Annotated in this window: 26 protein-coding genes; 15 read left to right on the top strand and 11 right to left on the bottom strand. The window is 60.4% G+C overall.

Features of this window, described 5'->3' with window-relative positions; all coding sequences use genetic code 11:
- Nucleotides 1-20: 20 nt before the first annotated feature.
- The 7 genes from BAR1_RS15295 to BAR1_RS15265 form a co-directional block, all read right to left on the bottom strand.
- The gene (locus BAR1_RS15295) at nucleotides 21-548 is read right to left on the bottom strand and encodes a GbsR/MarR family transcriptional regulator (protein WP_118943830.1); all 528 of its coding nucleotides are present in this window, start codon (nucleotides 546-548) and stop codon (nucleotides 21-23) included.
- Nucleotides 549-680: 132 nt separating this feature from the next.
- Nucleotides 681-1,724 (bottom strand): fatty acid desaturase, encoded by a 1,044-nt coding sequence (locus tag BAR1_RS15290; protein ID WP_118943829.1) that lies wholly within the window; start codon nucleotides 1,722-1,724, stop codon nucleotides 681-683.
- An 87-nt stretch (nucleotides 1,725-1,811) separates the two neighbouring features.
- Nucleotides 1,812-2,429, bottom strand: a complete 618-nt coding sequence (gene plsY / locus BAR1_RS15285; protein WP_118943828.1) for a glycerol-3-phosphate 1-O-acyltransferase PlsY — start codon at nucleotides 2,427-2,429, stop codon at nucleotides 1,812-1,814.
- Nucleotides 2,430-2,432: 3 nt separating this feature from the next.
- A complete protein-coding gene (gene pyrC, locus BAR1_RS15280) occupies nucleotides 2,433-3,698 on the bottom strand; it encodes a dihydroorotase (RefSeq protein ID WP_118943827.1) in 1,266 nt (421 codons plus the stop codon).
- Nucleotides 3,695-4,219: an aspartate carbamoyltransferase catalytic subunit gene (locus BAR1_RS15275; RefSeq protein ID WP_118943826.1), complete on the bottom strand. Its 525-nt coding sequence runs from the start codon at nucleotides 4,217-4,219 to the stop codon at nucleotides 3,695-3,697. Before BAR1_RS15275 ends, pyrC begins: the two co-directional genes overlap by 4 nt.
- Nucleotides 4,216-4,635 carry a hypothetical protein gene (locus BAR1_RS15270; protein WP_118943825.1) on the bottom strand — a complete coding sequence of 140 codons (420 nt, stop codon included), beginning with the start codon at nucleotides 4,633-4,635 and terminating at the stop codon, nucleotides 4,216-4,218. Before BAR1_RS15270 ends, BAR1_RS15275 begins: the two co-directional genes overlap by 4 nt.
- The gene (locus BAR1_RS15265) at nucleotides 4,632-5,588 is read right to left on the bottom strand and encodes an aspartate carbamoyltransferase catalytic subunit (RefSeq protein WP_118943824.1); all 957 of its coding nucleotides are present in this window, start codon (nucleotides 5,586-5,588) and stop codon (nucleotides 4,632-4,634) included. The genes BAR1_RS15270 and BAR1_RS15265 overlap by 4 nt, the downstream gene beginning before the upstream one ends.
- 92 nt (nucleotides 5,589-5,680) lie before the next feature.
- On the opposite strand from BAR1_RS15265, the gene BAR1_RS15260 reads away from it, so the two are divergent.
- The 5 genes from BAR1_RS15260 (at nucleotide 5,681) to BAR1_RS15240 (ending at nucleotide 12,611) form a co-directional block, all read left to right on the top strand.
- The gene (locus BAR1_RS15260) at nucleotides 5,681-6,469 is read left to right on the top strand and encodes a uracil-DNA glycosylase (protein ID WP_118943823.1); all 789 of its coding nucleotides are present in this window, start codon (nucleotides 5,681-5,683) and stop codon (nucleotides 6,467-6,469) included.
- Nucleotides 6,470-6,596: 127 nt separating this feature from the next.
- Nucleotides 6,597-7,166: a molybdenum cofactor biosynthesis protein B gene (gene moaB / locus BAR1_RS15255; RefSeq protein ID WP_228408571.1), complete on the top strand. Its 570-nt coding sequence runs from the start codon at nucleotides 6,597-6,599 to the stop codon at nucleotides 7,164-7,166.
- A gap of 37 nt (nucleotides 7,167-7,203) precedes the next feature.
- On the top strand, nucleotides 7,204-7,695 hold the full coding sequence (locus BAR1_RS15250; protein WP_118943822.1) for a hypothetical protein: 492 nt from the start codon (nucleotides 7,204-7,206) through the stop codon (nucleotides 7,693-7,695).
- Between the two features lie 80 nt (nucleotides 7,696-7,775).
- On the top strand, nucleotides 7,776-9,227 hold the full coding sequence (locus BAR1_RS15245) for an efflux RND transporter periplasmic adaptor subunit (protein ID WP_118943821.1): 1,452 nt from the start codon (nucleotides 7,776-7,778) through the stop codon (nucleotides 9,225-9,227).
- Between the two features lie 3 nt (nucleotides 9,228-9,230).
- On the top strand, nucleotides 9,231-12,611 hold the full coding sequence (locus tag BAR1_RS15240) for an efflux RND transporter permease subunit (protein ID WP_118943820.1): 3,381 nt from the start codon (nucleotides 9,231-9,233) through the stop codon (nucleotides 12,609-12,611).
- Here the strand turns inward: BAR1_RS15240 and BAR1_RS15235 are convergent.
- Nucleotides 12,608-13,420 (bottom strand): protein-disulfide reductase DsbD domain-containing protein, encoded by an 813-nt coding sequence (locus BAR1_RS15235; RefSeq protein WP_162891811.1) that lies wholly within the window; start codon nucleotides 13,418-13,420, stop codon nucleotides 12,608-12,610. The two genes, BAR1_RS15240 and BAR1_RS15235, sit on opposite strands and share 4 nt — an antisense overlap.
- A 109-nt stretch (nucleotides 13,421-13,529) precedes the next feature.
- Between BAR1_RS15235 and BAR1_RS15230 the strand changes: the two genes are divergently transcribed.
- Nucleotides 13,530-14,099, top strand: a complete 570-nt coding sequence (locus BAR1_RS15230; RefSeq protein ID WP_118943819.1) for a YqgE/AlgH family protein — start codon at nucleotides 13,530-13,532, stop codon at nucleotides 14,097-14,099.
- 241 nt (nucleotides 14,100-14,340) lie between these two features.
- On the opposite strand, the gene BAR1_RS15225 is transcribed toward BAR1_RS15230, so the two are convergent.
- The gene (locus BAR1_RS15225; protein ID WP_118944507.1) at nucleotides 14,341-15,270 is read right to left on the bottom strand and encodes an L-threonylcarbamoyladenylate synthase; all 930 of its coding nucleotides are present in this window, start codon (nucleotides 15,268-15,270) and stop codon (nucleotides 14,341-14,343) included.
- 117 nt (nucleotides 15,271-15,387) lie between these two features.
- On the opposite strand from BAR1_RS15225, the gene BAR1_RS15220 reads away from it, so the two are divergent.
- The 5 genes from BAR1_RS15220 (at nucleotide 15,388) to BAR1_RS15200 (ending at nucleotide 19,441) form a co-directional block, all read left to right on the top strand.
- Nucleotides 15,388-17,100, top strand: coding sequence for an acyl-CoA dehydrogenase (locus BAR1_RS15220; protein WP_118943818.1), 1,713 nt, complete (start codon nucleotides 15,388-15,390; stop codon nucleotides 17,098-17,100).
- Nucleotides 17,100-18,143, top strand: coding sequence for an MBL fold metallo-hydrolase (locus BAR1_RS15215; protein ID WP_118943817.1), 1,044 nt, complete (start codon nucleotides 17,100-17,102; stop codon nucleotides 18,141-18,143). The genes BAR1_RS15220 and BAR1_RS15215 overlap by 1 nt, the downstream gene beginning before the upstream one ends.
- A 3-nt stretch (nucleotides 18,144-18,146) precedes the next feature.
- Nucleotides 18,147-18,593, top strand: coding sequence for a DUF6173 family protein (locus tag BAR1_RS15210; protein ID WP_118943816.1), 447 nt, complete (start codon nucleotides 18,147-18,149; stop codon nucleotides 18,591-18,593).
- A 77-nt stretch (nucleotides 18,594-18,670) separates the two neighbouring features.
- Nucleotides 18,671-18,805: an aa3-type cytochrome c oxidase subunit IV gene (locus tag BAR1_RS15205; protein ID WP_118943815.1), complete on the top strand. Its 135-nt coding sequence runs from the start codon at nucleotides 18,671-18,673 to the stop codon at nucleotides 18,803-18,805.
- Between the two features lie 27 nt (nucleotides 18,806-18,832).
- Nucleotides 18,833-19,441, top strand: coding sequence for a hypothetical protein (locus BAR1_RS15200; RefSeq protein WP_118943814.1), 609 nt, complete (start codon nucleotides 18,833-18,835; stop codon nucleotides 19,439-19,441).
- Between the two features lie 8 nt (nucleotides 19,442-19,449).
- Here the strand turns inward: BAR1_RS15200 and BAR1_RS15195 are convergent, their stop codons facing one another.
- Nucleotides 19,450-19,782, bottom strand: coding sequence for an AzlD domain-containing protein (locus tag BAR1_RS15195; protein ID WP_118943813.1), 333 nt, complete (start codon nucleotides 19,780-19,782; stop codon nucleotides 19,450-19,452).
- Nucleotides 19,779-20,483 (bottom strand): AzlC family ABC transporter permease, encoded by a 705-nt coding sequence (locus BAR1_RS15190; RefSeq protein WP_118943812.1) that lies wholly within the window; start codon nucleotides 20,481-20,483, stop codon nucleotides 19,779-19,781. Before BAR1_RS15190 ends, BAR1_RS15195 begins: the two co-directional genes overlap by 4 nt.
- A 52-nt stretch (nucleotides 20,484-20,535) precedes the next feature.
- On the opposite strand from BAR1_RS15190, the gene BAR1_RS15185 reads away from it, so the two are divergent.
- Genes BAR1_RS15185 through mtgA form a run of 4 tightly spaced genes read left to right on the top strand, consistent with a single transcriptional unit; the run spans nucleotide 20,536 to nucleotide 24,633 of the window.
- A complete protein-coding gene (locus BAR1_RS15185) occupies nucleotides 20,536-21,429 on the top strand; it encodes a formate dehydrogenase accessory sulfurtransferase FdhD (protein ID WP_407681519.1) in 894 nt (297 codons plus the stop codon).
- On the top strand, nucleotides 21,426-22,049 hold the full coding sequence (gene mobA, locus BAR1_RS15180; protein WP_118943811.1) for a molybdenum cofactor guanylyltransferase MobA: 624 nt from the start codon (nucleotides 21,426-21,428) through the stop codon (nucleotides 22,047-22,049). Before BAR1_RS15185 ends, mobA begins: the two co-directional genes overlap by 4 nt.
- Nucleotides 22,046-23,833, top strand: a complete 1,788-nt coding sequence (locus BAR1_RS15175) for a bifunctional molybdopterin-guanine dinucleotide biosynthesis adaptor protein MobB/molybdopterin molybdotransferase MoeA (protein WP_118943810.1) — start codon at nucleotides 22,046-22,048, stop codon at nucleotides 23,831-23,833. Before mobA ends, BAR1_RS15175 begins: the two co-directional genes overlap by 4 nt.
- 47 nt (nucleotides 23,834-23,880) lie before the next feature.
- On the top strand, nucleotides 23,881-24,633 hold the full coding sequence (gene mtgA, locus BAR1_RS15170) for a monofunctional biosynthetic peptidoglycan transglycosylase (RefSeq protein ID WP_118943809.1): 753 nt from the start codon (nucleotides 23,881-23,883) through the stop codon (nucleotides 24,631-24,633).
- The last annotated feature ends 8 nt before the right edge of the window (nucleotides 24,634-24,641 follow it).

The raw sequence follows: 24,641 nt of genomic DNA, 5'->3' as shown, positions 1-24,641 counted from the left end.
AGAAACTCCAAGGTAAAAAATTAGCCGGATTTCGGCAGGAAGCGGGCGATTTTAGCGCCCAGTTTCATGATGGTCAGTTGCACGGAACGGGGCAGGCGGTTGATGTCCTGATACCAGTTGTCCAGTTGTTCCATGGTTTCCAGCGTTTCGGTCATACGGGCACGGGTTTCTTTCGGGGTGCCGTCAGCCTCGGCCTCTTTGGTGACACGGCGCAGGGCGTCGATGGTGGGCAGATATTCACGTTCGCGACGCCCCTCGACAATCAGCGCTACCATATCGAATACATCCTGAACCGAACTGAAATGATCGCGCCTGTCCCCCAGTTCGCGGGTTGCTTTGACCAGTTTCCAGCTTTGTAATTCTTTCAGGGCGGTTGAAACATTGGATCGCGCCAACCCCAGAACATCGCAGATCTCTTCGGCGGTCATGGGTTTTGGCATGATGTGCAGCAGCGCGTGGATTTGCGCGACAGACCGGTTTACACCCCATTTGGTGCCCATTTCCCCCCAATGCAGGATGAATTCACGGGTGGCGGGGGTGAGGTCCATAGATATATTTCCTTATTTCTGTAATGACAGAAATAATAGAAATCATGTAAATGTAAACAAAAAACGCACAGCCTTTGCAAGCTGTGCGTTTATAGGTCTACGCCCTAATTTCATTGTGAATGTTCGGTAGGGTTAAACCGCCCCGTACATCTCCTTCATCTCGCGATAGCTCAGCAGCTTGCGGTTCTTTTCGTCCCACAGTTGCAGCTTTACGCAAGACAGGCTTTCGCGGATGGTCAGGCGCTGGGCCTCGTTCAGCACGGGGAAATCGCGCAGCACTTCTTTCAGCCGGTAAAACGGGATGCGGGCATACATGTGGTGCACATGATGGATGCCGATGTATCCGGTCAGCCATTGCAGCGGCTCGGGCAGAACGTAATGCGAGCTGCCGTGCAGCGCGGCGTCGTGCAGGTTCCAGTTTTCGTCGCGGTCCCAGTAGGTGTTTTCAAACTGGTGCTGCACATAGAACAACCAGACGCCAATCGTTGCGCCCATCACCGTGCTGGGCAGGAAGATCAGCAGCAAGGGCATCCAGCCACCAAAATAGACGATCACGGCCAGCAGGGCCAGAATGGCGGCATTGGTGCCAAGCGCGCTGAACCAGTATTTCGCGCCGGATTTCATCATGCCCATCGGCAAGCGGTTGGTCAGCAGGAAAATATAGCTGGGACCAATCAGAAACAGGATGACAGGGTTGCGATAGAAACGGTATTTGAACCGCCCCATGCGCGAAAGCGCCTGATATTCGTCAACGGTGATGGTGTCGATATCCCCCAGTTCGCGCCGGTCCAGATTGCCCGAGGTCGAGTGATGGATGTTATGCGCCCGTTTCCAGACATCATATGGCGTAACCGTAAACACCCCCAGCACACGCCCGACCCAGTCGCCGGTGATACGGTTCTTGAAATAGGAGCTATGCCCGCAATCATGCTGGATGATGAACAGCCGCACCACGAAAAACCCGTTCAGCAGGGATAACGCGAATGTCAGCCAGTAGCTGTAGGAAAGCGACCACCACGCCAGTGCCCAAAGGGCGATGAAGGGTCCAGCCGTTGCTGTCAGCTCCAAAAGGCTGCGAAACAGCTTTGGGTCACGGTATTTTGCCAGATGGCGCACCCACTCGCGTGTGGTATCGGGTTCGGTCGGGGCCATGTGCGGCGAATTCGGGTTGTTCATGAAGGTGCCTGATAAGTATCGTTCCCGCTTGGATATAGGGAAAACCGCGCGGCACAACATGTATTTTGGGAAATAGGACAGATTGCCCTAGGCTGCGCTGTTTTTGTTGCCGATTTTTGGCTCGGTTCCGGCCTTGATCCGTTTGATGTTGGCCCCGTGACGGATAAAGATCAGCAGGGTCAGGGCCATTCCAAGGAACAAAGGCTCCAGATTTCCCAGAATGATCATCCAGAACGGCGTGAAACCGGCCGCTGCCAGTGCCGCCAGTGACGAAATCCGGAAGGTCAGCGCAAAGAACAGCCATGTGGCGCAGGCGGCCAGTCCCAGCGGCCAGTATAGCGCCAGCAGGATGCCCAGAAACGTCGCCACCCCTTTGCCGCCACGAAAGCCCAGCCAGACGGGAAATAAATGGCCCAGAAACGCCGCCAAACCGGCGATTTGTGCCGCATCCTCGTCAATGAATGCGCGGGCCAGCAGAACCGCGACAGCACCTTTGCCCGCATCGAATATCAGCGTCAGCGCGGCGGCTTTTTTGTTACCGGTGCGCAGAACATTGGTTGTGCCGATGTTGCCCGAGCCGATTTCGCGCAGGTTGCCCAGCCCCATGATTTTGGCCAGAACCATGCCAAAGGGGATCGACCCCAGCACATAGCCCAAAACGCCGGCAAGGATCAGCATCTGCATGCTGCTGGTGATTTCCGGCATGGGTTATCCTTTTCTGAAGACTTCTTTGCCACCGACCCAGGTCGCCAGCACTTTGCCCTGCATCCGCTGTTCGTCAAAGGGGGTGTTTTTCGATTTCGACTGTAGCTTGAAACGATCCATCACAAAAGGCGCATCCGGATCGAACAGAACCAGATCGGCAGGCGCCCCTTCGGCCAGCCGTCCGCCATCCAGACCCAGCCGTTTGGCAGGGTTCAGCGACAGCGCGCGCCAGAGGGTCGGCAAATCCATATCGCCCGCGTGATACAGGCGCATTGCGGCGGGCAGCAGGGTTTCCAGCGCCACAGCCCCTGATGCGGCCTCTTCATAGGGCAGGCGTTTGCTTTCTTCGTCCTGCGGGGTGTGCATCGAGGATATGATGTCGATCAGCCCGCTGGCCACGGCGGCGACCAGCGCCTTGCGGTCGTCTTCGGAGCGTAGCGGCGGTTTGACCTTGAAGAAGGTGCGGTAATTGCCCACGTCCAATTCGTTCAGGGTCAGGTGATGGATGCTGGCCCCGGCGGTCACATCCAGCCCCGCCGCCTTGGCGCGTTCCAGCGCGGGCAGGGCCGTAGCGGAGGACAGGTTGTCGGCGTGATAGGCGGCATTGGTCATTTCCACCAGCGCCAGATCGCGTTCCAGCCCTATGCGTTCGGCCATGGGGGACACGGCAGGCAGGCCACGAAGCGAGGCGAATTTGCCGCTGGTCACAGCCGCACCTTTGGACATCACGGGGTCTTGCGGATGGGCAATCACCAGCGCGTTCAGGCTTCGGGCGTAGGTCAGGCAGCGGGCGAACACCTTGGTATCCGTCACCACACGGTCGCAATCGGTAAAGGCGGCGGCACCGGCGTCTTGCAGGAACCCGATCTCGACCATCTCGCGCCCGTCGCGGCCTTTGGTCAGGGCGGCCATCGGGATCATGCGCACCTGCGATGCCTCACGCGCACGGCGTGCAACGAATTCCAGAACCTCGGGGCTGTCGATCGCGGGCATGGTGTCGGGGCGGGTGACAACGGTGGTCACGCCGCCTGCCGCCGCCGCCAGACCGGCGGTGCGATAGCTTTCCTTGTGCCGCTCGCCCGGCTCGCAGACCTTAACGCCGATATCGACAATGCCCGGCGCAAGGCATTTGCCGCTACAATCCACCACATCGCCAACGGGGGCGGTGTTGATACCGGTGATCACACCGTCCTTTATCGTCAGGCTGCCGATGGTATCGGTGCCCGTTTCGGGGTTGATCAGGCGGGCGTTTGTCAGGGTCAATGTCATGGCTTGTTTCTCTGGATGTCGCGGAGCAGGCCGTAAACTGTCAGCCCGTCGGAAATGTTCTCGAACCCGATCTTGTGCCGGTAGCTGCCGTTCTTGCGCTGCTTCCATTCCTCGGCGAAGTAGACCGTCGGGATGTCTGCCTTTTCCAGTTCCAGCGGCATGTCGCGTGTAACGGGATAGGATTTCAGCTTGCGTCCAAACACCGGCAGGTCGGTGGCGATATAGGCATGTTTGTTGGTCAGGGTATACCATGTGTGCCGGCGGCGGTAAGGCCCCCAGAATACCGGCCCCAAGGCCAGCAGCAGGCCAACGGTAAAATGCAACAGGCCGAACATCCAGAAATAGCCGCCGGTTGCGGCAGCGCCAATCATCCAGAACAGGGCAAATCCGGCGAAAACACTGCCGAATGCCATTCTGGGAATATCGCGCGGGCCGATATGCACAGCTGTATCGGGATGCCCCTGCCAGAGGATTTTCTCGTCCTTTTCAAAGATTCCTTCCCAACCGGCAGGTATGGTCATGCCATCCCCCTGTCGCGTGCGGACAGAATGGCGTTTACGGTGCCTTCGGGGTCTGCCAGATACTTCAGCATGTATTTGTCGCCGTTATGGGTGATCACCTGCACGGCGGAAAACAGACTGCGCACGGTTTTGATACTGGCCAGCGGGATCGAGCGTTCCGAGGGACCGTAAAGACGTGTGTCGGTCAGGGTCCAGACCGCGTCCATTGCTTCCGAGGCCACATAGAACCAGCGGATGAAGATGGCGAATGCCGCCCCGACAATACCGGTCCAGGGGAAAGGGTTTCCGAGGGCCCACAGAGTGCCATACATGCTGATGGCCCCGATCAGGAACAGCACCACATGCTCGCGGTTATAGGCGCGCCGGTCGGCGTGGATGGTCATGATAATCTGTTCGTCCGTGGCGGTCTGGCTCACACCATTACCCCTTCTTGCCTGTCTCTGGCCCGTAAATTCCGTGCCAGCAAGTCCATTGCCGCCATGCGCACAGCAACCCCCATTTCCACCTGTTCCTGAATAACGGACCGGTTGATGTCATCGGCCAGCGTGCCGTCGATTTCCACACCGCGGTTCATCGGGCCGGGGTGCATCACGATAGCGTCCTCTTTGGCGTGGGACAGCTTGTCGGCGTCCAGCCCGAAGCGGTGGTAATATTCGCGGGACGAGGGGATGAATCCGCCGTCCATCCGCTCTTTTTGCAGGCGCAGCATCATCACCACGTCCACATCCTTCAGCCCCTCGCGCATGTCGTCGAACACCTCGACCCCGAATTCGGCAATGCCGGCGGGCATCAATGTGGGCGGGCCGATCAGCCGGATGCGGTTCTCCATCTTGCCCAGCAGCATGATGTTGCTGCGCGCCACGCGGGAATGGGCGATGTCGCCGCAAATGGCGATGCTCAGCCGGTGCAGCCGCCCCTTGGCGCGGCGGATCGTCAGCGCGTCCAGCAGGGCCTGGGTCGGGTGCTCATGGGTGCCGTCACCGGCGTTCAGAACCGCGCAATTCACCTTTTGCGCCAGCAGGTCCACAGCCCCCGAATGCGGGTGGCGCACCACCAGCAGATCGGGGTGCATGGCGTTCAGGGTCAGGGCGGTGTCAATCAGGGTTTCGCCCTTTTTGATGCTTGAGGCCTGCATCGCCATATTCATCACATCCGCCCCCAGCCGTTTGCCGGCTATTTCGAAAGACGCCTGCGTGCGGGTGGAATTTTCAAAGAACATGTTGATTTGCGTCAGGCCGGCCAAGGCATCGGAATGTTTCACCTGACGGCGATTCAGATCGACATACTGATCCGCCAAATCCAGAATTGCCGTTATTTCATGAGGCTTTAGATGCTCAATTCCAAGGAGGTGTCTGTGATCGAAACTCATATGCGGCTATCCTTGTTTTCCTGCTTATAGAAAAGCCGCGGGTTTGCGGCAAGGCATTTACCTTGGTGGCAATCGGGCCTACCTTGGGGCCCATGGATTCTGCAACGGAATATTTTGAGGCCAGGGCCGCGCTGGAGTGGCAGGTCGAACTGGGCGCGGACGAGGCGATCGGGGATGAACCGCTGAACCGCTACGAGTTGGTGAGCGAAGCGCCCAAGCCCAAACCCGCGCCTGTGGCCAAAGCGGCGGCGCCCGTTGCGGTCAAACCGGTCGAGGTGGATAGGGTCGCAGTGGCCAAGGCGGCGGCCGCAGCGGCGGCGGACCTGCCTGCATTGCGCGTGGCATTGGCGGCATTCGAGCATTGCGAGTTGAAGCGGGGCGCGCGAAACCTTGTGTTCTCGGATGGCAATCCGCAATCGCGGGTGATGATCATCGGCGAAGCGCCGGGCCGCGACGAGGATCGCGAGGGGCGTCCCTTCGTTGGCCGTGCGGGGCAGTTGCTGGACAAGATGCTGGCGGCGATTGGTCTGGACCGTGCCGGACCCGATCCGGCGTCCTCGGTCTATATCACCAATATCCTGCCGTGGCGCCCGCCACAAAACCGCGATCCATCACCCGAGGAAATCGCCATGCTGCGCCCGTTCGTGGAGCGGCATATCGAACTGGTATCGCCCGAGGTGATCGTATTGATGGGCAACAGTTCCTGTCTGGCGATGCTGGGCCGCAAGGGGATCACGCGGATGCGCGGTAACTGGGATACGGTGATGGGCTTGCCGGTGTTGCCGATGTTCCATCCGGCCTATCTGCTGCGCAGCCCCCATGCCAAACGCGAGGCCTGGGCGGATCTGCTGGCGCTAAAGGCGAAATTGGCAGAGGGATAATTTGCAATTCTTGATCTGGCGCATGACAAGCGATGGCAAAACTGGCTAATGAAACAATCCAAGAGGGCGGCTCATCAAGTCTGACGGCTTTCTTCGCGACAAACGAAGAGCGCCCGTTCAGGGAGCGATGAGTGCGCTACAGGAAAACGGGAAAAGTGAAACCATGTCGAACGAAAAAGAATTCATCCCCGTCCGTATCGCCGTTCTGACGGTCTCGGACACGCGCAAGATCGAGGACGATAAATCCGGCAAAACGCTGGTCGACCGGATCGAGGGGGCGGGCCATATCGTGGCCGACCGCAAAATCCTGCGGGACGAGCGGGAACAGATTGCCGACCAGTTGCGCGAATGGTGTGCAAACAAAGACGTGGATGTGGTGATCTCCACCGGCGGCACCGGCCTGACGGGCCGTGATGTAACCGTCGAGGCGCATAGGGATGTTTACGAAAAGGAAATGGATGCCTTTTCCACCCTGTTCACGATGATTTCATTCCCCAAGGTCGGCATGTCCGCCGTGCAATCCCGCGCCTGTGGCGGTGTGGCCAACGGCACCTATCTGTTTGCCTTGCCCGGCAGCCCCGGTGCCTGCAAGGACGCATGGGATGAAATCCTGTCGGTGCAACTGGATTACCGCCACGGCCCCTGTAATTTCGTCGAGATTTTCCCGCGGCTGGACGAACACAAGCGCCGGAAATAACAAATGTTAGGTTCGGAAAACCAAGGAGAATACGGCCATGATCCGTAACCTTTTCAAAGTTTTAGCTGTCGTAACAAGTGCCCTTTTACCCGTCGCCGGTCTGGCGGCAGATTGTGTCGAGGATGCGGGTGATACCGTGACACTGCGCTATAGGGGGCAACCGGTGCAGGCCGAAGTGATCGACTCATACACCGCGCTGATTGCGCCGCGTGATCTGACAAATTCAAGGGGCGTGCGCCTGAACGATGTTGCCGCTGTTTTACAGCAGGACCGTGCCAATGTGCACAAAACCGGCACGCTGGACAGTGACGGATATTTTTCGGACCAGTATGATGGCTACTTTACCTCGCTTAAACAGCGCAGCCAGTTTGGATCGGCACGGTATTATACCGCCTGTTACATGACAGAGGCCGACAATGCCGACCTGAAATCGGCCATTGTCAATGCGCAGGTTCAGGGTGTGCTTTGGGTTGTGGCATTTCGCCACCCGAAGGGCGGATTGGGGATTTACCTGTCCGAAGTGAACTGATCACCCCCTTCGCGGGTGTGGTAACTGCTGTTGATACTGCTTATATTGGGAACTGACCGCGATCCAGAGGGAAGTTCCAGATGCGATTCTTGCGACGCAGCCTTGTTGGCCTGTTCCTGCTGTCTTTGACAGTGGGGATGTTGGCATGGGCAGGCAATTCGGTTTATTCCGCCTTGCAGGATAAATGGGCACAGGAAAGCAAGGCGCAGCCACGGCGTGAACGGGTGTTCTCGGTGAATGTGCTAACCGCGACAGCGGGCGATGTGGTGCCGGAAATGACTGCCTTTGGCGAGGTCCGCAGCCAGCGGGTGCTGGATTTGCGCGCCACAGCGGCCGGCCGGATTGTGGAGCTGGCCGACGGCTTTGTCGAAGGCGGCACCGTGAAATCCGGTGATTTGCTGGTGCGGATCGATCCCGAAAACGCACGCTCCGCGCTGGAACGGGCCAAAGGCGATCTGGTCGAGGCCGAAGCCGAATTGCAAGAGGCCGACGCGGCACTGGTTCTGGCCCGTGACGAGGTTGCATCGGCCGAGGAACAGGCGCGGCTTCGCCTTCAGGCCCTGACCCGCCAAAAGAACCTGCGCGAACGCGGTGTTGGCACCGATGCGGCGGTCGAGGCCGCAGAACTGGCCGAGGCTGTGGCCCGTCAGGCCGTGCTGTCGCGGCGACAGGCCTTGCAACAGGCACAGGCCCGCCTGACCCGTGCCAAAACCCGACTTACCCGACAAAAGGTCAATCTGGCCGAGGCAAAGCGGCGCCTGGCCGATACCGAAATTTACGCCGGATTTGACGGCACGCTGGACAGTGTGACGGCCGTGCAGGGCGGGGTTGTGACCCTGAACGAAAGGCTGGCGCAACTGGTGGATCCGAACGCGCTGGAAGTGTCCTTCCGCCTGTCCACCAGCCAATATGCGCGGCTGCTGGATGAGGACGGCAAACTGATCAAGGCGCCGGTTTCGGTGATCCTGAAATCATCCGGTGCGGATATGGTGGCGCAAGGCCGCATCAGCCGCGAAAGCGCGGCGGTGGGCGAGGGGCTGACCGGTCGCTTGCTGTTTGCCACGCTGGACGCGGCACAGGGGTTCCGCCCCGGTGATTTTGTGACCGTGAAGGTCAGGGAACCTGTGTTGCGCGATGTGGTTATGTTGCCTGCATCGGCTGTGGATTCCGGCGGCAATGTGCTGTTGATCGGCGAAGGCGACCGGCTGGAGCAGGCCACGGTGACGGTTCTGCGCAAGCAGGGCGATGACGTGATTGTGCGCGGCCCCGAAATTGTCGGGCGCGATGTGGTGGCGGAACGATCGCCGCTGCTGGGTGCGGGGATCAAGGTCAAGGTGGTGCGTCCGGGTGAAACACAAGAGGATGCCGCGCTGCTGGAATTGTCCGAAGAACGCCGCGCCGCGCTGATTGCCTTTGTCAAAGGCAATGCCCAGATGCCCGAAGCCGCCAAAGCCAAGGTTCTGGCGCAACTGGCCAAGGACAAGGTGCCGGCGCAAACAGTGCAACGGATCGAAGCAAAGATGGGGGGCTAGGGCATGTCTGTCACTGGCACCTCAAAGGGAATCCTGTCCTATTTCACCCGCCACAATACGGCGGCCAACCTGCTGTTGGTGGTGTTGCTTGCGTTGGGCATCGCGGCACTGCCACGGATGCGGGCACAGTTTTTTCCCGATGTGGTGATCGACAAAGTGACCGTTAGCGTTGCCTGGCAGGGCGCGGGAGCCGAGGATGTGGATTCTGCCATTGTGCAGGTGCTGGAGCCGGTTTTGCTGTCGGTCGAGGGTGTGACCTCGTCAAACAGCACATCGCGCGAAGGTGTGGGGATTGTTGCCCTCGAATTTGAACCGGGCTGGGATATGGCCCGCGCCACGGACGAGGTGCAGGCGGCGGTGGATGCGGTGACCACCTTGCCCGATCAGGCGGATGATCCGAACGTGCGGCGCGGCGCGTGGCGCGATCGTGTGACCGATGTGGTGATCACCGGCCCTGTGGCTGTTGACCAGCTTGGGCGCTTTGCCGATGAATTTGTCACCCGTCTGTTCAATCAGGGGGTAACGCGGGCCACCATTCGCGGGGTCGCGTCGCCGGAAACGGTGGTCGAGGTCACCTCGGAATCGCTGATCCGCCACGATGTGACAATGGAGCAGATTTCCCGCGCGATTGCCGAAGAAGCCGCCGCCGATCCGGCGGGTGATGTGGCGGGCGCCAATGCACGGGTGCGCACCGGCGTGGCCAAACGCAGCGCCGACCAGATCGCGGCGATTGTATTGCGCAGCAATGCCGATGGCTCGGCCCTGACAGTGGGCGATGTGGCGCGGGTACTGGTGGCAGGCGTGGACCGTGACCGCGCCTATTTCGTTGGCGATGATCCGGCCATTTCGGTGCGGGTGGACCGCTCGGCGCGGGGCGATGCGATTGAAATTCAGGGCAAGGTCGAACAGGTCGCCGAAAAGATGCTGCTGACCCTGCCGCCCGAGGTCAGGATCGACCTGATCCGCACCCGCGCGGAAATGATTTCCAGCCGCCTGAATATCCTGCTGGAAAACGGGCTGATGGGGCTGGGGCTTGTGGTTTTGCTGCTGTTTTTGTTCCTGAACGCCCGCACGGCGTTTTGGGTTGCGGCGGGGATTCCGGCGTCGATGCTGGCGGCGATTGCGATGATGTATATGGCGGGGATCACCATCAACATGATTTCGCTGTTTGCGCTGATCATCACGCTGGGGATCGTGGTGGATGATGCCATTGTGGTTGGCGAACACGCCGATTTCAGGGCGCGGGAACTGGGCGAATCTCCGGTCGAGGCCGCCGAAAATGCCGCCCGACGCATGGCCGCACCGGTGTTTTCCTCTACCATCACCACGGTGATTGCGTTTTTCAGCCTGATTGTGGTGGGGGGCACGATGGGCAATCTGATTGCCGATATTCCCTTCACCGTGTCGGTGGTGCTGATTGCATCCCTGATCGAATGTTTCCTGATCCTGCCAAACCATATGTCGCATGCCCTGGCCCACACCAACAAAGACCACTGGTACGACCTGCCCAGCCGCATCTTCAACCGTGGTTTCGGCTGGGTGCGCGATGTGATTTTCCGCCAGTTTATGGCGCTGGTGATCTGGGCGCGCTATCCGGTGCTGGCAGGGATTGTGCTGCTGCTGTCGATCTATGTCGGTCATTTCATCCGGGGCGATGTGACATGGCGGTTCTTCAATGCGCCGGAACGCTCCTCGGTCACCGGCAATTTCGCGATGAGCGAAGGGGCCACCCGCGAAGACACGCTGGCCATGATGCGCGAGATGCAGCGCGCCACGAATGAACTGGCGGCGAAATACGAGCAGGATTACGGGCTGAACCCGCTGGATTATGTGGTGGCCGAAATCGGCGGCAACACCGGCCATCCGATTGCCAGTGCACGCAACAAGGACAAGATGCTGCTTGGCTCGATCGCGATCGAGCTGATCGACCCTGATCTGCGCCCCTATTCATCCTTCCAGTTTGTTGGCGATCTACAGGATGTGGTGCGCCAGCATCCGATGGCCGAAACCGTCAGTTTCCGTGGCTGGCGCTCCGGCCCGTCGGGGGATGCCCTGGCGGTGGATATATACGGCGCGGATGCCTCTACCCTCAAGGCGGCGGCCGAGGCGCTGAAAACCGCGCTTTCGCAATATGGCGAGGTCTCGGGGCTGGAAGATTCGCTGGCCTATGACAAGGCCGAACTGGTGCTGGATCTGACTCCGCAAGGGCAGGCGCTGGGTTTTACCATTGACGGGTTGGGGCGGGTGTTGCGCAACCGGTTGAACGGGATCGAAGCGGCGACCTATCCTGATGGTGCACGTTCGGCCGAAATCCGGGTCGAGCTGCCGGACGGGGAAAAGACCGCCGATTTTCTGGACCGGATGCAGTTGCGCACCAAGGCGGGGCAATATGTGCCGCTGTCTGACATTGTTTCAGTGACCAGCAAAACCGGCTTTTCCACCGTGCAGCGTGAAAACGGCATCCGGCTGGTTTCGGTGAATGGCGATATTTCCGAGGATGATCCGGCCCGTGCCGCCGAGATCATGAAAGAGCTGCGCGAGGTGATTATGCCCGATATCGCCAGCCGGTTCGGGATCGAGTGGAAAGCGGCGGGCCAGTCCGAAGACGAGCGCGAATTCCTGTCGGATGCGATGGTCGGGTTCGGCCTGTGCCTGATCGGGATATTCCTGACACTGGCGTGGATTTTCTCCAGCTGGACACGGCCGATGGTGGTGATGGCAATTATTCCCTTCGGATTTATCGGCACGATTTACGGCCATATGGCGTGGGATGTACCGCTGTCGATGTTCACGGTGGTGGGCATGATCGGCATGACGGGGATTATCATCAACGATTCCATTGTGTTGATTTCCACGGTCGATGAATACGCTCGTGAACGCGGGCTGGTGCCTGCGATTATTGATGCCACGGCCGACCGTTTGCGGCCGGTGCTGTTGACCACATTGACCACGGTTCTGGGGCTGGCGCCCTTGTTGTTCGAGAAATCCTCGCAGGCGCAGTTCCTGAAGCCGACGGTGATCACGCTGGTTTACGGGCTGGGCTTCGGATTGGTGCTGGTGTTGTTGCTGGTGCCGGCACTGCTGGCGATGCAGCAGGATTTCGGGCGCCAGTTGCGGGCACTGCGCCGGTCTGTGCGCCTGATCGGGCGGCGCGGTGTCGGTGTTGCACTGGCAATGGGCACCGTAGCACTGGCGATGGCGGGGCTGTTCGCGGCGACGTTGGGATCGGTGATGTGGAGCGGAGCCTTGCCGCAAGCGCTGGCATTGGGCAGCGGATCAATGGCTGAAGCCTTCGGGCTGTTCGTCGCCGGATCAGCCGCGCTGGTGGTGCTGGCCTATGTGCTGGGCATTGTGGCGTTCGGATTGCGGCGGCGCGTGCGCTAACCCGTGCAGCCCTGAATATCTACAGCGCGTTTTGAACCCATCACGGTGATCCTGATTTTCGAGCGGTCCAGCATGAAAGGCGCGTTGGAGGGCGGCACCATTTCGGTAATCGCGGTCAGGGTGTTGCCATTGCGTTTGCTGCTGGCCTCGGCCACCCAGATGTTTTGATCCGGTGCTTCGATCACTGTTACCTCGTCAGCACCCGTTGAGGGCATGGTGATGGTGGCGGTCACGCGCAGCCCGTCTGAAATGGGTTCAATCAAACAGACCACCTTGCGCACGCCGGCTTTGCTGGCGGGCATGGGTTGTTTGGCCAAGGCGGCGCGTATGACCGGATCGGCTTTGGTTACAGTCGCGGGCAAGGCGGCGCTGAAATTTGTGCTGAAGGGCACGCAGATGTCATTACAGACCCCCAGATCGACACGACCTTTCAGGGTCAGCGTCTGGCCCGCTTTGCCGGGGGTGAATTCGACCGGAACGATCACTTCGTTATGATAAACAATGGTGCGCATGCCGTTTGTGGTTGTAACCTCGGGGCGAGGCCAGTGGAATTGCACGCTGCGGATGTTGCTGGACCCCGACCAGTCGAATTGCGGCGGAATACCGCCATCGCCGGGCGCACGCCAATAGGTTTTCCAGCCCGGTTTCAGCCGGATTTTCAGGGCGGCCATATGGGTGCCCGACGCGGTGCGCCAGCCGGGCAGAACCGTCAGTTTCAGCACGTCTTTGGGCACACCGCCGGATTGGGCGGTGGCAAGGACGGGGATGGCCAGCAAAAGGGCGCACAGCATAAGGATTCGTTTTATCATATGGCGAACATAGGTATGATTTTCGCCAAGGGAAGTCACAATCGGGCGAGGGGTATTGTTATCGCCCCTTGCACATGTGTCTGCGCTGCCCCATTTTGAGAGTATGGATATGCCTGAAAATACCGTGAACCTGTGCGGCAAGCTGTTGATTGCCATGCCCGGAATGGGCGATCCGCGTTTTGAAAAAAGCGTGATCTATATGTGCGCCCATTCGGATGATGGCGCGATGGGGCTGATCATCAACAAACCGACGCCCGAGGTGACATTCCCGAAATTGCTGGAACAATTGTCGATTGACGGGGCAAAGGATGCGCCGGACACGCGGATATATTTTGGCGGGCCGGTCGAATTGGGGCGCGGGTTTGTGCTGCATTCCGGTAAATACCATCTGGATGATCTGACCCTGACGGTGGACGACCGGTTCGGCATGACCGCCACGCGCGATGTGCTGATGGATATGGTGGCGGGCAAGGGGCCTGACAAGGCGCTTCTGGCGCTGGGCTATTCCGGTTGGGGCGCCGGGCAGCTTGAGGATGAATTGCAGCAAAACGGCTGGCTGACCTGTGATGCGACGCCCGAGGTGGTGTTCGATGTGCCGGACGGGGACAAATGGGTGGCAGCGTTGAAGTTGCTGGGGATTGATCCGTTCATGCTGTCGGCAACAGCGGGGCGGGCGTAGAGCAAACCCAATCCAATTGAATTCACCACACAACCCGAACACATTTGCAGGTGCAAACGCTGCCTCGGGTTGCGCGGTAAATACACGAATCTGAATAGACTGGATGCGCCCTAGCTGAAATCCTGCAAAGATTTCAGGACGTTTTCTTTGAAAGAAAACGGGGCGTGGTGTGTGGATTGCAAGACCGGTATGGCTGTCGAGGGCGGATGCCTCCGGCGGAGGTATTTCCGGCAAGAAGAAGTCAGGGTCGCGGTGCTGCGGCGCGTTTCAGGCGGTCGTTGATAGCGATGCCAAGGCCCTTGTCCGGGATCGGAGCCACCGCGATAGGTGCGCCTTTTGCGTCAAGCGCATGTAGGTGGGTGAACAGGTTGGCGGCGGCCTCGACCAGATCGCCTGTGGGCGAGAGGTTCAGGTCGGCCTGATCATCCGGTCCGAAGCCCAGCTTCAATTCCCCCGCTTTTTTGGATTCCGCATTCAGCCGCAAAGGCGCAGTCGGGGCGTAATGCGAGGAGAGTTGGCCGGGGGCGTTGGGGGTTTCGTTCGGTTGATGTGTTAACAGAGGGGCACCAAGGCAGGCCTCGATTGCCTCGACCGGCAAGCCGCCGGGGCGCAACAGGACGGGGGCGGGGTCAAAACCGATAATCGTGCTTTCAAGGCCGACCGCGCAGGGTCCGGCATCAAGAATGGCATCGATTTTGCCCGACAGGCCATCGGCCACATGTCGGGCTGTGGTCGGGCTGATTTTGCCCGACGGATTGGCCGAGGGTGCCGCGACGGGGCCGCCGAATGCGGCCAGCAACCGCTGTGCGGTTTTGCTGTCGGGCAGGCGCAGGCCGATGGTGGGCAGGCCGGCGGTGACCAGCGGGGACAGGCCCGCCTTGGGGCGCAGGGGCAGAACCAAGGTAAGCGGGCCGGGCCAAAAAGCGCTGGCAAGGCGCAGGGCGGCGTCATCGAACATCGCAATCCCCTGCGCCATTTCCAGCGTGGCCACATGCACAATCAGCGGGTTGAACGAGGGCCGCCCCTTGGCCTGAAAAATCCGCGCCACCGCCTGCCCGTTACGCGCATCCGCACCCAGCCCGTAAACCGTTTCCGTCGGAAAGGCGACAAGCCCGCCGTCACGCAGTATATCAGCGGCGCGTTTCAGACCGGTTTCATCGGTCGTAAGCATTTGGGTTTCGGTCTGTTCCACGGTCTGACGCTGCGTTCCGGTTGATAGGTGGGCAACTTTGGTTAGGTTGCCTGCATTACTGCTGACATATCCAAGCCGTTTCTAAAAGGAAAGCCCATGCCCTACCGCGCCCCCGTTTCGGATTTCCGGTTTCTGTTTGACCATGTGGTCGGTCTGGACCAGGTGGCCGCGACCGATCTGTTTGCCGAGGCAACACCGGATATGGTCGAGGCCATCCTGAACGAGGCCGGCAGACTGAGCAGCGAGGTGTTGGACCCGTTGCAGCGCGCCGGTGATCTGAATCCCGCCGTTTTGGAAAATGGCAAGGTGCGGTGCAGCCCCGGTTTTGCCGAAGGGTACCGCGCGATTGCCGAAGGTGGCTGGATCGGCATTTCCGCGCGACCCGAAAGCGGTGGCATGGGCCTGCCGATGGCTGTCACCACAGCGGTGAATGAGATGATGGCGGGGGCCTGTCTGGCAATGCAGTTGAACCCGCTGATGTCGCAGGGCCAGATCGAGGCGCTGGAGCATCACGCCAGTGACGAAATCAAGGCGCTGTATTTGCCCAAACTGATCAGCGGCGAATGGCACGGCACGATGAACCTGACCGAACCGCAGGCCGGCTCGGACGTGGGTGCATTGCGCAGCAAGGCAGTGCCGAACGGCGATGGCACCTATGCAATCACCGGCACCAAGATATTCATCAGCTGGGCCGATACGGATTTCATCGCCAACACCTGTCATCTTGTGCTGGCGCGTTTGCCCGATGGCGTGCGCGGGACCAAGGGCATCAGCCTGTTCATGGTGCCTAAACTGATCCCCGATGAAAACGGAAACCCCGGTCAGGCCAACAACCTGAAGGTGGTCTCGCTGGAGCACAAGATGGGCCTGCATGCCAGCCCCACCGCCGTGATGGAATACGAGGGCGCGACCGGCTGGCTGGTGGGTGAACCGCATCAGGGTATGAAGGCGATGTTCACCATGATGAACAACGCCCGTCTGGGGGTTGGGGTTCAGGGGCTGGGTGCGGCCGAAGGGGCGTATCAGCACGCGCTGGCCTATGCGCTGGAGCGCAAGCAGGGGCGCACGCCGTTGGGCGATGGCACGATTGCGGATCACGCCGATGTGCGCCGGATGTTGCTGACGATGAAGTCGGAAATCCATGCGGCCCGTGCGATCACACTGGCCTGCGGGGTGGCGATCGATATGGCCAATGCAACCGCTCAGGCCGACTGGAAAACCCGCGCGGCGTTCCTGACGCCAATCGCCAAGGCCTATGGCACCGACACCGGCACGAAGGTGGCCAATCTGGGCCTGCAGGTACATGGCGGCATGGGCTATATCGAGGAAACCGGCGCGGCCCAATATGTCCGCGACGTGCGGGTGACCGAGATTTACGAGGGCACAAACGGCATCCAGTCGATGGATCTGGTGGCGCGTAAGATGGTGGATGGCGGCGAGATGGCCTTTCGCCTGATCGACGAGATCGAAGGCGCCGCCGAAGCCGTGCGCGGGGATTTTCCCGATATGGCCGGTGCGGTCTGGGATGCCGCCGAAACCCTGCGCGAGGCCACCGAATGGCTGGTGTCGCAGGACGATATGAATGAACGCTTTGCCGGTGCCGTGCCCTATCAAAAGGCCTTTGCCCGCGTGCTGGGGGCGCATTTCCACCTGAAATCGGCAGTGGCCGAAGGTGGCGCAGGCCCACGCAGCGAATTGGCGCGGTTTTATATCTCCCGTTTGCTGCCTGAACACGCGGCCATGTTGATCCATGCCAAAGCCGGCGCCAAGGGCTTGTATAGCATTTCGGTTGATGATCTATCGGCCTGATGGATCACCCGATAGCCAGCATTCGCTACCCGTATGAAACCCCGCCCGCCGAGGGCGAAGCGATCACCGTTGCCCAAGGTGTGCTGTGGATGCGCCTGCCGCTGCCGATGGCGCTGGACCATGTGAACATCTATGCGCTGGATGACGGCGATGGTTGGACCATCATCGACACCGGCTTTGACACTGGTCGTAGCCGCGCGATCTGGCAAAAGCTGCTGGACGGGCCGCTGGCGGGCAAACCCGTCACCCGTGTGATTGCCACCCACCACCACCCCGATCATGTCGGGCTGGCGGGCTGGTTTCAGGCCGAACATGGCGCGGAACTGTGGACAACCCGCACCGCGTGGCTGTTTTCGCGGATGCTGACGCTGGACGTGCAGGACCGGCCCACGCCGGAAACGCTGGCGTTTTGGCGCTCGGGCGGAATGGACGCGGCGATCTATGACAAACGCGCCAGTGAGCGCCCCTTCAATTTCGCCGATGTGGTCGCGCCGATGCCGCTGGGATTCAAGCGGATCAAACAGGATGATGTGATCTGCATTGGCGGTCGGGACTGGGACGTGCATATCGGCAACGGCCATGCGCCCGAACACGCGACGTTCTGGAGTCGGGACGACAACCTTGTGCTGGGGGGCGATCAACTGCTGCCCTCGATTTCCCCCAATATCGGCGTTTACGCCACCGAACCCGATGCCGACCCCGTGGCCGACTGGCTGGAAAGCTGCGAACGGCTGACCCCACTGGCGCGCGAGGATCAACTGGTTCTGGGCGGTCACAAGCTGCCGTTCATCGGTCTGCCCACCCGCCTGCGCCAGTTGATTGAAAACCACCACGGATGTTTGAAACGGCTGGCGGAACACCTGCAAACCCCGCGCGTGGCCTCGGACTGTTTTACGCCGCTGTTCAAGCGAAAAATCGGCGAAGATGTCTATGGCCTTGCCTTGGTCGAGGCGATGGCCCACCTTAACCATATGCTTGCCATCGGGCAGGCACAGCGGGAAATGCGCGAGGATGGCGCGTGGTTGTGGTCATTGAAAGGGTAGGGAATGGCAAAGAAACCTTGGGATAAATCCTGTTCCGAGCCGCGCGCCCATGTGGTGCATCTGGACCCTGACGCGCCCGAAACGGCAGAAAACAAACCGCTGCCTGATGGCATTTCGGGCAAATCAATCGAGGACAAAAGCCCCGCCGAATGGGCCTATGAACGGCTGGTGATTTATATCCAGAATTTCGAGGAACAACTGGACAATGAACACGAAGTCGCGGTGGGGTTTGTCGGCGGCGATGCCGGAGTGTTGCGGATTGAAGGCTTGGGATTTTTCGACCCCGATATCGTGACGTTTTACGGACAGGACAGCGCCGGCACGAAAACCCAGTTGATCCAGCATGTCACGCAGCTAAGCGTGATGTTGCGCGCGGTCCCCAAAGTGGCGGATGCGGCGGAACCCAACAGGATCGGCTTCCGGCTGGTGGCGGATCTGAAGGCGGAATAGTCCCGATTTTCACCGCGTGACAGATGCAAAAAAATCGTTTATTCCGGTTGGGCGAACTGGAGAAAAGGAAACGGAATATGTCTGAATTTAAACGTGGAACAATGGATACAACCGAGCAGGAAAAAACCTTTCACGGGTTTTTGAAATTTGCCGGTTACGGGTTGCTGGGCGCGTTGGTGTTTTTGTTTTTTCTGGGATTGCTACGGGGCTAACCTATTTTCAGGGTGACGGGGTGACGAATGCGTAGATTATTGCTGGGCCTTTTGCTGCCCCTGCTTCTGGCCGCTTGTGGCGCGGCCGAGCCGAAATGGGCGCCTGACGCGGATGTGGCGCGGGTGCGCTACCATCACAACGGCCCGCCTTCGATCACCCTGTTCACAGTGATTTCCAACCGCACCGGAAGTGGTGCGCATGCGGGTCTGATGATCAATGGTTCGCAAAGGGTGCTGTTTGATCCGGCCGGCACATGGTGGAGCCCCAGCATCCCCGAGCGCAACGATGTGCATTATGGTATCACGCCACGGGTTCTAAGCTATTACATTGATTACCACACCCGCGAAACCTATCACACGGTGATGCAAACGGTTGAAGTGTCGCCCGAGGTGGCGGAAATGGCGATCCGCGCGGTCGAAGCACATGGTGCTGCGCCCAAGGCCTATTGCACCAAAAGCATCACGCAGGTATTGCGCACCTTGCCGGGGTTTGAAAGCATCAAAGAGACGTTCTATCCGAAGAAAGCCATGCGGGAATTCAGTCAGATTCCCGGCGTTGTCGAACATACGGTCTATGATGATGACGAGGATGATAATTCGGGGCTGTTGAAGGAACAGCAGAAGAACCGGTATTAGAGCGGGGGTTACCCCGCCATCACCTGCAACATTACGAACAGCGTTGCGCCGCCGCCGAAGATTGCCAGCAACAGGTTTTTGAACATCACCCCCAACAGCACGGTAACTGCCGCCGCCATCAGGCGCGGCAGATCGGGGTTGCCGCCTGTGGCCTCGGGCCACAGCACCAGCGGGGCGACCAGACCGGGCAGCACGGCAACCGGTGTATAGCGCAGGTGGCGCAGCACCCAAGGGGGCAGGTCGCGATCCCCGATCAGCCCGATAAACGAAAACCGGATCAGAAAGGTGCCAATCGCCACCAATACGATCACGGTCCAGATTTGCACATCGCTCATACTCATGCCCGCCGCCTTTCCACCATCAGTTCCACCTGCGCGCCGACCATCATCGCCACCAGCGCCGCCACCATCAGCCCCAGATTATAGGGCAGAAACGCCAGCACCAGCGTCAGCAGAACCGAGGTGAACGCCGCCGCCACATGTGCCGCGGTTTTCAGCATCGGCCCGACCAGCGCCAGAAAGGTGATCGGCACCGCGAAATCCAGTGCATAGTCCTGCGGGATGCGGTTGCCCAGCAAGGCCCCCACCAATGTGCCGCCATACCACAGCGGCATGTTCAGCATCATGGTGCCAAAGAAATAGGCCACACGGGCGGAAGGCGTCAGATCGGGTTCCGTTTCGTATTTCAGCAACCCCTGCGCATAGCTTTGATCGACCAGCATATAGGACATGAACGCCCGCTGCCAGAACGGCACGCCACGCAGATAAGGCGCGATCGAGGCCGAATACATTGCCATCCGCAGGTTCACCGCCAGTGCCGTGGCAACGATGATCAGCACCGGCGCGTTGTCGGCCATCAGTTGCACGGCGGCGAACTGGGCCGCGCCGGCAATCACCGCCACGCTAAAGCCGAAGGTTTGCAAAGGCGAAAGGCCCGCTTCGGTTGCGACCACGCCGAACAGCATCGCGAAAGGGGCCACCACCACGATAAAGGGCAGGCTGTCGCGGATACCTTGCAGAAAGGCGCGTTTTGTGGTGGTCATTTCCGTTCCGATCAGTAATCTTGTTTTCCGCAGTAGGGCGTTTTCGGGGGTTATGCAAATGGCGAACAACGATCATCTGGCGGAATATCTGATCGCGCCCGATCCCGGAGCCGCGCGGCTGACCCGTGCGGTGCCGGCGGTGGACCATCTGGGTCAGAGCCAGGAGGTGCGCGTGATCGAGGAACGCCCGCTGACCATTTTCCTGAACAAACGCGAGATCGTCACGGCCATGACCATCGGCGACTATCCCGAATATCTGGCGCTGGGATTTCTGCGCAATCAGGGAATGCTGGCGGAGGACGAGGAAATCACCGGCGTCGATTTCGACGAGGAGCTGGAAACCGTTGTCGTGCGCACTGCTGTTGAAACCGATTACGAGGATAAACTGGCCCGCAAGACCCGCACCTCGGGCTGTGCCGTGGGCACTGTGTTTGGCGACATGATGGAGGGGCTGGCGGGGGTGAAACTGCCCGATGCGGAACTGCGCACATCCTGGCTCTATGCCCTGTCGGACAAGATCAACCGCACACCAAGCCTGTATCTGACCGCCGGCGCGCTGCACGGCACGGTGCTGTGTCAGCGTGACCGCCCGTTGGTCTATATGGAGGACGTGGGGCGCCATAACGCGGTGGACAAGGCGGCAGGCTGGATGCTGTCCAATAACGCTACGGCGGCGGACAAGATTCTGTATACCACGGGCCGGTTGACCAGCGAGATGGTGATCAAAACCGCGATGATGGGAATACCGGTTCTGGCCTCGCGTTCGGGCTTTACCGCCTGGGGGGTGGAAATTGCCAATCAGGTCGGCTTGACGCTGATCGGGCGGATGCGCGGGCGGCGGTTCCAGTGCCTTGCGGGGGCCGAACGGCTGGTGCGCGATGCTGACCCCTCATTGGTGCCGGACGAGGACAAGAAACATCGTCGCAAGGGGGCGTATCAGGGATGAAGGCTCCTTTAGGTGTGATACTGGCAGGCGGTTTGGCGCGGCGCATGGGCGGTGGCGACAAGGGCATGCTGATGCTGGGTGGCCAAAGCCTGCTGTCGCGGGTGATTGAACGGCTGGAGCCGCAAGTGGCGGGTCTGGCGATCAATGCCAATGGTGATGCGGGGCGGTTCGCTGAATACGGTCTGCCGGTGGTGGCCGACAGTATCGAAGGCTTCGCGGGGCCTTTGGCGGGGGTTCTGGCCGGTCTGGACTGGGCGGCAGAGCAGGGGGCGGACCATATCGTCACCGCCGCCGCCGACACACCGTTTTTCCCCGCCGATCTGGTGCCACGCCTGCAACTGGCCGCCGAAACCGAAGGTGTGCCGATCGCACTGGCTGCCACCCCGCACCCCAAACGCGGGATGTTGCGCCAGCCGACCTTCGGCCTGTGGCCGGTTGCCCTGCGCGATGATCTGCGGGCTGCGCTGACCGACGGGGTGCGCAAGATCGTGCAATGGACCGACAGCCAGGGTGCGGCATTAGCGCCGTTTGCGGTGCAGGGGTTCGATCCTTTCTTTAACGTCAACACGCCCGAGGATATGACACGGGCAGAAGAATTGCTGACAGGGGAAAAGGCATGAGGGTTTTCGGGGTCGTTGGCTGGAAGAATTCGGGCAAAACCGGACTGATGGAACGGCTGGTGGCCGAGATCACGTCGCGCGGGTTCACCGTGGCCACACTGAAACACGCGCACCACAGTTTTGATGTCGATCATCAGGGCAAAGACAGCTATCGCCACCGCGAGGCGGGCGCGACCGAGGTGCTGTTGGCCTCGCGTCAGCGCTGGGCTTTGATGCATGAATTGCGCGGTCAGGATGAACCGACGCTGGAGCAATTGCTGGCGCATCTGTCGCCCAATGATCTGGTGCTGATCGAGGGCTACAAGCGCGATGATCACCCCAAGATCGAGGCCAACCGCAAGGCTACGGGTCAACCGTTATTGGCGCTTGAGGATGAAACCGTGCGTGCGGTGGCCAGCGATAACGGGCCGCAAGAGGTGCCGGTGCCGGTGTTTGATCTGGACGATACGGTGGCGATTGCCGAGTTTATTTTGCAGGAAACGGGGCTGGTGGCCAAATCTGCCGAAAACACGCCCGACATCGCCGCGCCGGTGATGAAGGACGACTGTTTCGCCCTGCCGCCCGGTGTGGAGTGGATGCCGGTGGATGACGCGCTGGCACATCTGAAATCCCGTCTGGGGCCGGTTGTCGGCACCGAGGAAATCGCCGTGCCTGATGCCGCTGGCAGTGTGCTGGCGGTGGACCAGATGGCGCTGCGCTCGAACCCGCCCGGGGCCAATTCGGCGGTGGATGGATACGGTTTTGCCCATGCCGGTATCGCAGACGGCCCGCAGGTTCTGCCATTGGTGGATGGCCGCGCGGCCGCCGGAGAGCCGTTTGAAGGCGTGGTGCCAGCGGGCCATGCCATCCGCATCCTGACCGGCGCCCTGATCCCCGAAGGGGTCGATACCGTGGTGATGCAAGAGGACGTGAACGTGCAGGACGGGCATGTCGCTTTTCAGGGACCAGTCAAGCCCAACGCCAACACCCGCAAGGCGGGCGAGGATGTTAAGGCGGGGCAATTGGCCCTGCCTGCCGGTCACAGGTTGCGCAGCCCCGATCTGGCCCTGCTGACCGGTCTGGGTGTGGCCAAAGTGACGGTCTATAAACGCCTGCGGGTCGGGGTTCTGTCCACGGGGGATGAAATCGTGCCCGCCGATGGCGGTGCTTCGCCCAAGGGCAAAACCTATGACGCCAACCGCCCGATGCTGTTGGCGCTGGCAACCGACTGGGGGCATGAAGCCGTTGATCTGGGCCATGTGAACGATGACCGCGCGCTGTTGAAATCCTGTCTGGATAGCGCCCACGAAAAGGTGGATGTGATCCTTACCTCGGGCGGGGCCTCGGCGGGGGACGAGGACCACGTTTCCGCCCTGTTGAAAGAAGAAGGCGCGCTTGAGGCGTGGCGCATTGCGTTAAAACCGGGCCGGCCCTTGGCGCTGGGCATGTGGCACGGGGTGCCGGTGTTCGGCCTGCCGGGCAACCCTGTCGCGGCCTTTGTCACCGCAGCTATTTTCGCACGCCCTTCCCTGTCGGCGCTATCCGGTGCAGGCTGGATCACGCCGCAAGCGTTCATGGTGCCTGCCGCCTTCAGCAAATCCAAAAAGCCGGGCCGGCGCGAATACCTGCGGGCGCGGGTGGGCGCGGACGGACGGGTCGAGATGTTCAAATCTGAAGGCTCGGGCCGGATTTCGGGGCTGGCATGGGCCAATGGTCTGGTGGAATTGCCCGATGGCGCGCTGACCGTGAACGAAGGCGACATGGTGCGCTTTTTGCCATACGGCAGCCTTGGTATTGCCGATTAACCTGAACGGGGCTTGCCCCGTCCAACATCCGGCGGCTATGGTTTCCTGTGGCTAAGAAAACAGTAAAAAAGAAACCCGCGGCCAAGAAAAAGCCGAAGAAGGATGCGCCCGAGAAAAAGCGGCGTTTTCGCCCGTTTCGATGGGTGATGAAATGGGCGTTTCGCGCCGGTCTGGTGTTTGCCGCGTTAACGTTTCTGGCCGTGGTTTTTTATGCCTTTGTGAACCCGCCAACCACCCCCTACATCTGGTCCGAAGCCCGCCGTCTGGACGGGGTGGACCGCATGTGGGTGCCGATCGAGGAAATCGCGCCTGTTATGGCGCGCTCGGTCGTGGCGGCCGAAGATGCGAATTTCTGTAACCACTGGGGCTTTGACATGGCGGCGATCCGTGCGGCGATTGATTCCGGCGGCAACCGTGGCGCATCAACCATCAGCCAGCAGGTGGTGAAAAACACCTACCTGTGGCAGGGCCGAAGCTGGACCCGCAAGGCGCTCGAAGCCTTGATGACTCCGCTGGTCGAGGCAATCTGGACCAAGCGCCGGATACTCGAGGTATACCTGAACGTGGCCGAGTTTGACGAAGGCGTATTCGGGGTGGAGGCGGCGGCGCGGCATTACTTTGGCGTTGGCCCCGAAGACCTGACCCCGACACAGGCCGCGCGTCTTGCCGCTGTGCTGCCCAACCCCAAGGGGCGCTCGGCGTCTAAACCCACCTCTTTTATCCGCAAACGCACCCGCGCGATCATCAGCGGGGCGGCGACCATCCGCGCGGATGGGCGTTCGGCCTGTTTCGAAGGTTGATATGCGGG

Source organism: Profundibacter amoris (assembly GCF_003544895.1).
GTDB classification, from domain to species: Bacteria; Pseudomonadota; Alphaproteobacteria; order Rhodobacterales; family Rhodobacteraceae; genus Profundibacter; species Profundibacter amoris.
The sequence above is the reverse complement of the archived record's forward strand: the minus strand, read 5'-3'. Positions and strand labels throughout refer to the sequence as shown.

Excerpts from the sequence above, each read along its gene's own strand:
- BAR1_RS15295 (WP_118943830.1), bottom strand. The coding sequence starts at position 548 with ATGGACCTCACCCCCGCCACCCGTGAATTCATCCTGCATTGGGGGGAA.
- BAR1_RS15290 (WP_118943829.1), bottom strand. The coding sequence starts at position 1,724 with ATGAACAACCCGAATTCGCCGCACATGGCCCCGACCGAACCCGATACC.
- plsY (WP_118943828.1), bottom strand. The coding sequence starts at position 2,429 with ATGCCGGAAATCACCAGCAGCATGCAGATGCTGATCCTTGCCGGCGTT.
- pyrC (WP_118943827.1), bottom strand. The coding sequence starts at position 3,698 with ATGACATTGACCCTGACAAACGCCCGCCTGATCAACCCCGAAACGGGC.
- BAR1_RS15275 (WP_118943826.1), bottom strand. The coding sequence starts at position 4,219 with ATGACCATACCTGCCGGTTGGGAAGGAATCTTTGAAAAGGACGAGAAA.
- BAR1_RS15265 (WP_118943824.1), bottom strand. The coding sequence starts at position 5,588 with ATGAGTTTCGATCACAGACACCTCCTTGGAATTGAGCATCTAAAGCCT.
- BAR1_RS15260 (WP_118943823.1), top strand. The coding sequence starts at position 5,681 with ATGGATTCTGCAACGGAATATTTTGAGGCCAGGGCCGCGCTGGAGTGG.
- moaB (WP_228408571.1), top strand. The coding sequence starts at position 6,597 with ATGAGTGCGCTACAGGAAAACGGGAAAAGTGAAACCATGTCGAACGAA.
- BAR1_RS15250 (WP_118943822.1), top strand. The coding sequence starts at position 7,204 with ATGATCCGTAACCTTTTCAAAGTTTTAGCTGTCGTAACAAGTGCCCTT.
- BAR1_RS15245 (WP_118943821.1), top strand. The coding sequence starts at position 7,776 with ATGCGATTCTTGCGACGCAGCCTTGTTGGCCTGTTCCTGCTGTCTTTG.
- BAR1_RS15240 (WP_118943820.1), top strand. The coding sequence starts at position 9,231 with ATGTCTGTCACTGGCACCTCAAAGGGAATCCTGTCCTATTTCACCCGC.
- BAR1_RS15235 (WP_162891811.1), bottom strand. The coding sequence starts at position 13,420 with ATGATAAAACGAATCCTTATGCTGTGCGCCCTTTTGCTGGCCATCCCC.
- BAR1_RS15230 (WP_118943819.1), top strand. The coding sequence starts at position 13,530 with ATGCCTGAAAATACCGTGAACCTGTGCGGCAAGCTGTTGATTGCCATG.
- BAR1_RS15225 (WP_118944507.1), bottom strand. The coding sequence starts at position 15,270 with ATGCTTACGACCGATGAAACCGGTCTGAAACGCGCCGCTGATATACTG.
- BAR1_RS15220 (WP_118943818.1), top strand. The coding sequence starts at position 15,388 with ATGCCCTACCGCGCCCCCGTTTCGGATTTCCGGTTTCTGTTTGACCAT.
- BAR1_RS15215 (WP_118943817.1), top strand. The coding sequence starts at position 17,100 with ATGGATCACCCGATAGCCAGCATTCGCTACCCGTATGAAACCCCGCCC.
- BAR1_RS15210 (WP_118943816.1), top strand. The coding sequence starts at position 18,147 with ATGGCAAAGAAACCTTGGGATAAATCCTGTTCCGAGCCGCGCGCCCAT.
- BAR1_RS15205 (WP_118943815.1), top strand. The coding sequence starts at position 18,671 with ATGTCTGAATTTAAACGTGGAACAATGGATACAACCGAGCAGGAAAAA.
- BAR1_RS15200 (WP_118943814.1), top strand. The coding sequence starts at position 18,833 with ATGCGTAGATTATTGCTGGGCCTTTTGCTGCCCCTGCTTCTGGCCGCT.
- BAR1_RS15195 (WP_118943813.1), bottom strand. The coding sequence starts at position 19,782 with ATGAGTATGAGCGATGTGCAAATCTGGACCGTGATCGTATTGGTGGCG.
- BAR1_RS15190 (WP_118943812.1), bottom strand. The coding sequence starts at position 20,483 with ATGACCACCACAAAACGCGCCTTTCTGCAAGGTATCCGCGACAGCCTG.
- BAR1_RS15185 (WP_407681519.1), top strand. The coding sequence starts at position 20,536 with ATGCAAATGGCGAACAACGATCATCTGGCGGAATATCTGATCGCGCCC.
- mobA (WP_118943811.1), top strand. The coding sequence starts at position 21,426 with ATGAAGGCTCCTTTAGGTGTGATACTGGCAGGCGGTTTGGCGCGGCGC.
- BAR1_RS15175 (WP_118943810.1), top strand. The coding sequence starts at position 22,046 with ATGAGGGTTTTCGGGGTCGTTGGCTGGAAGAATTCGGGCAAAACCGGA.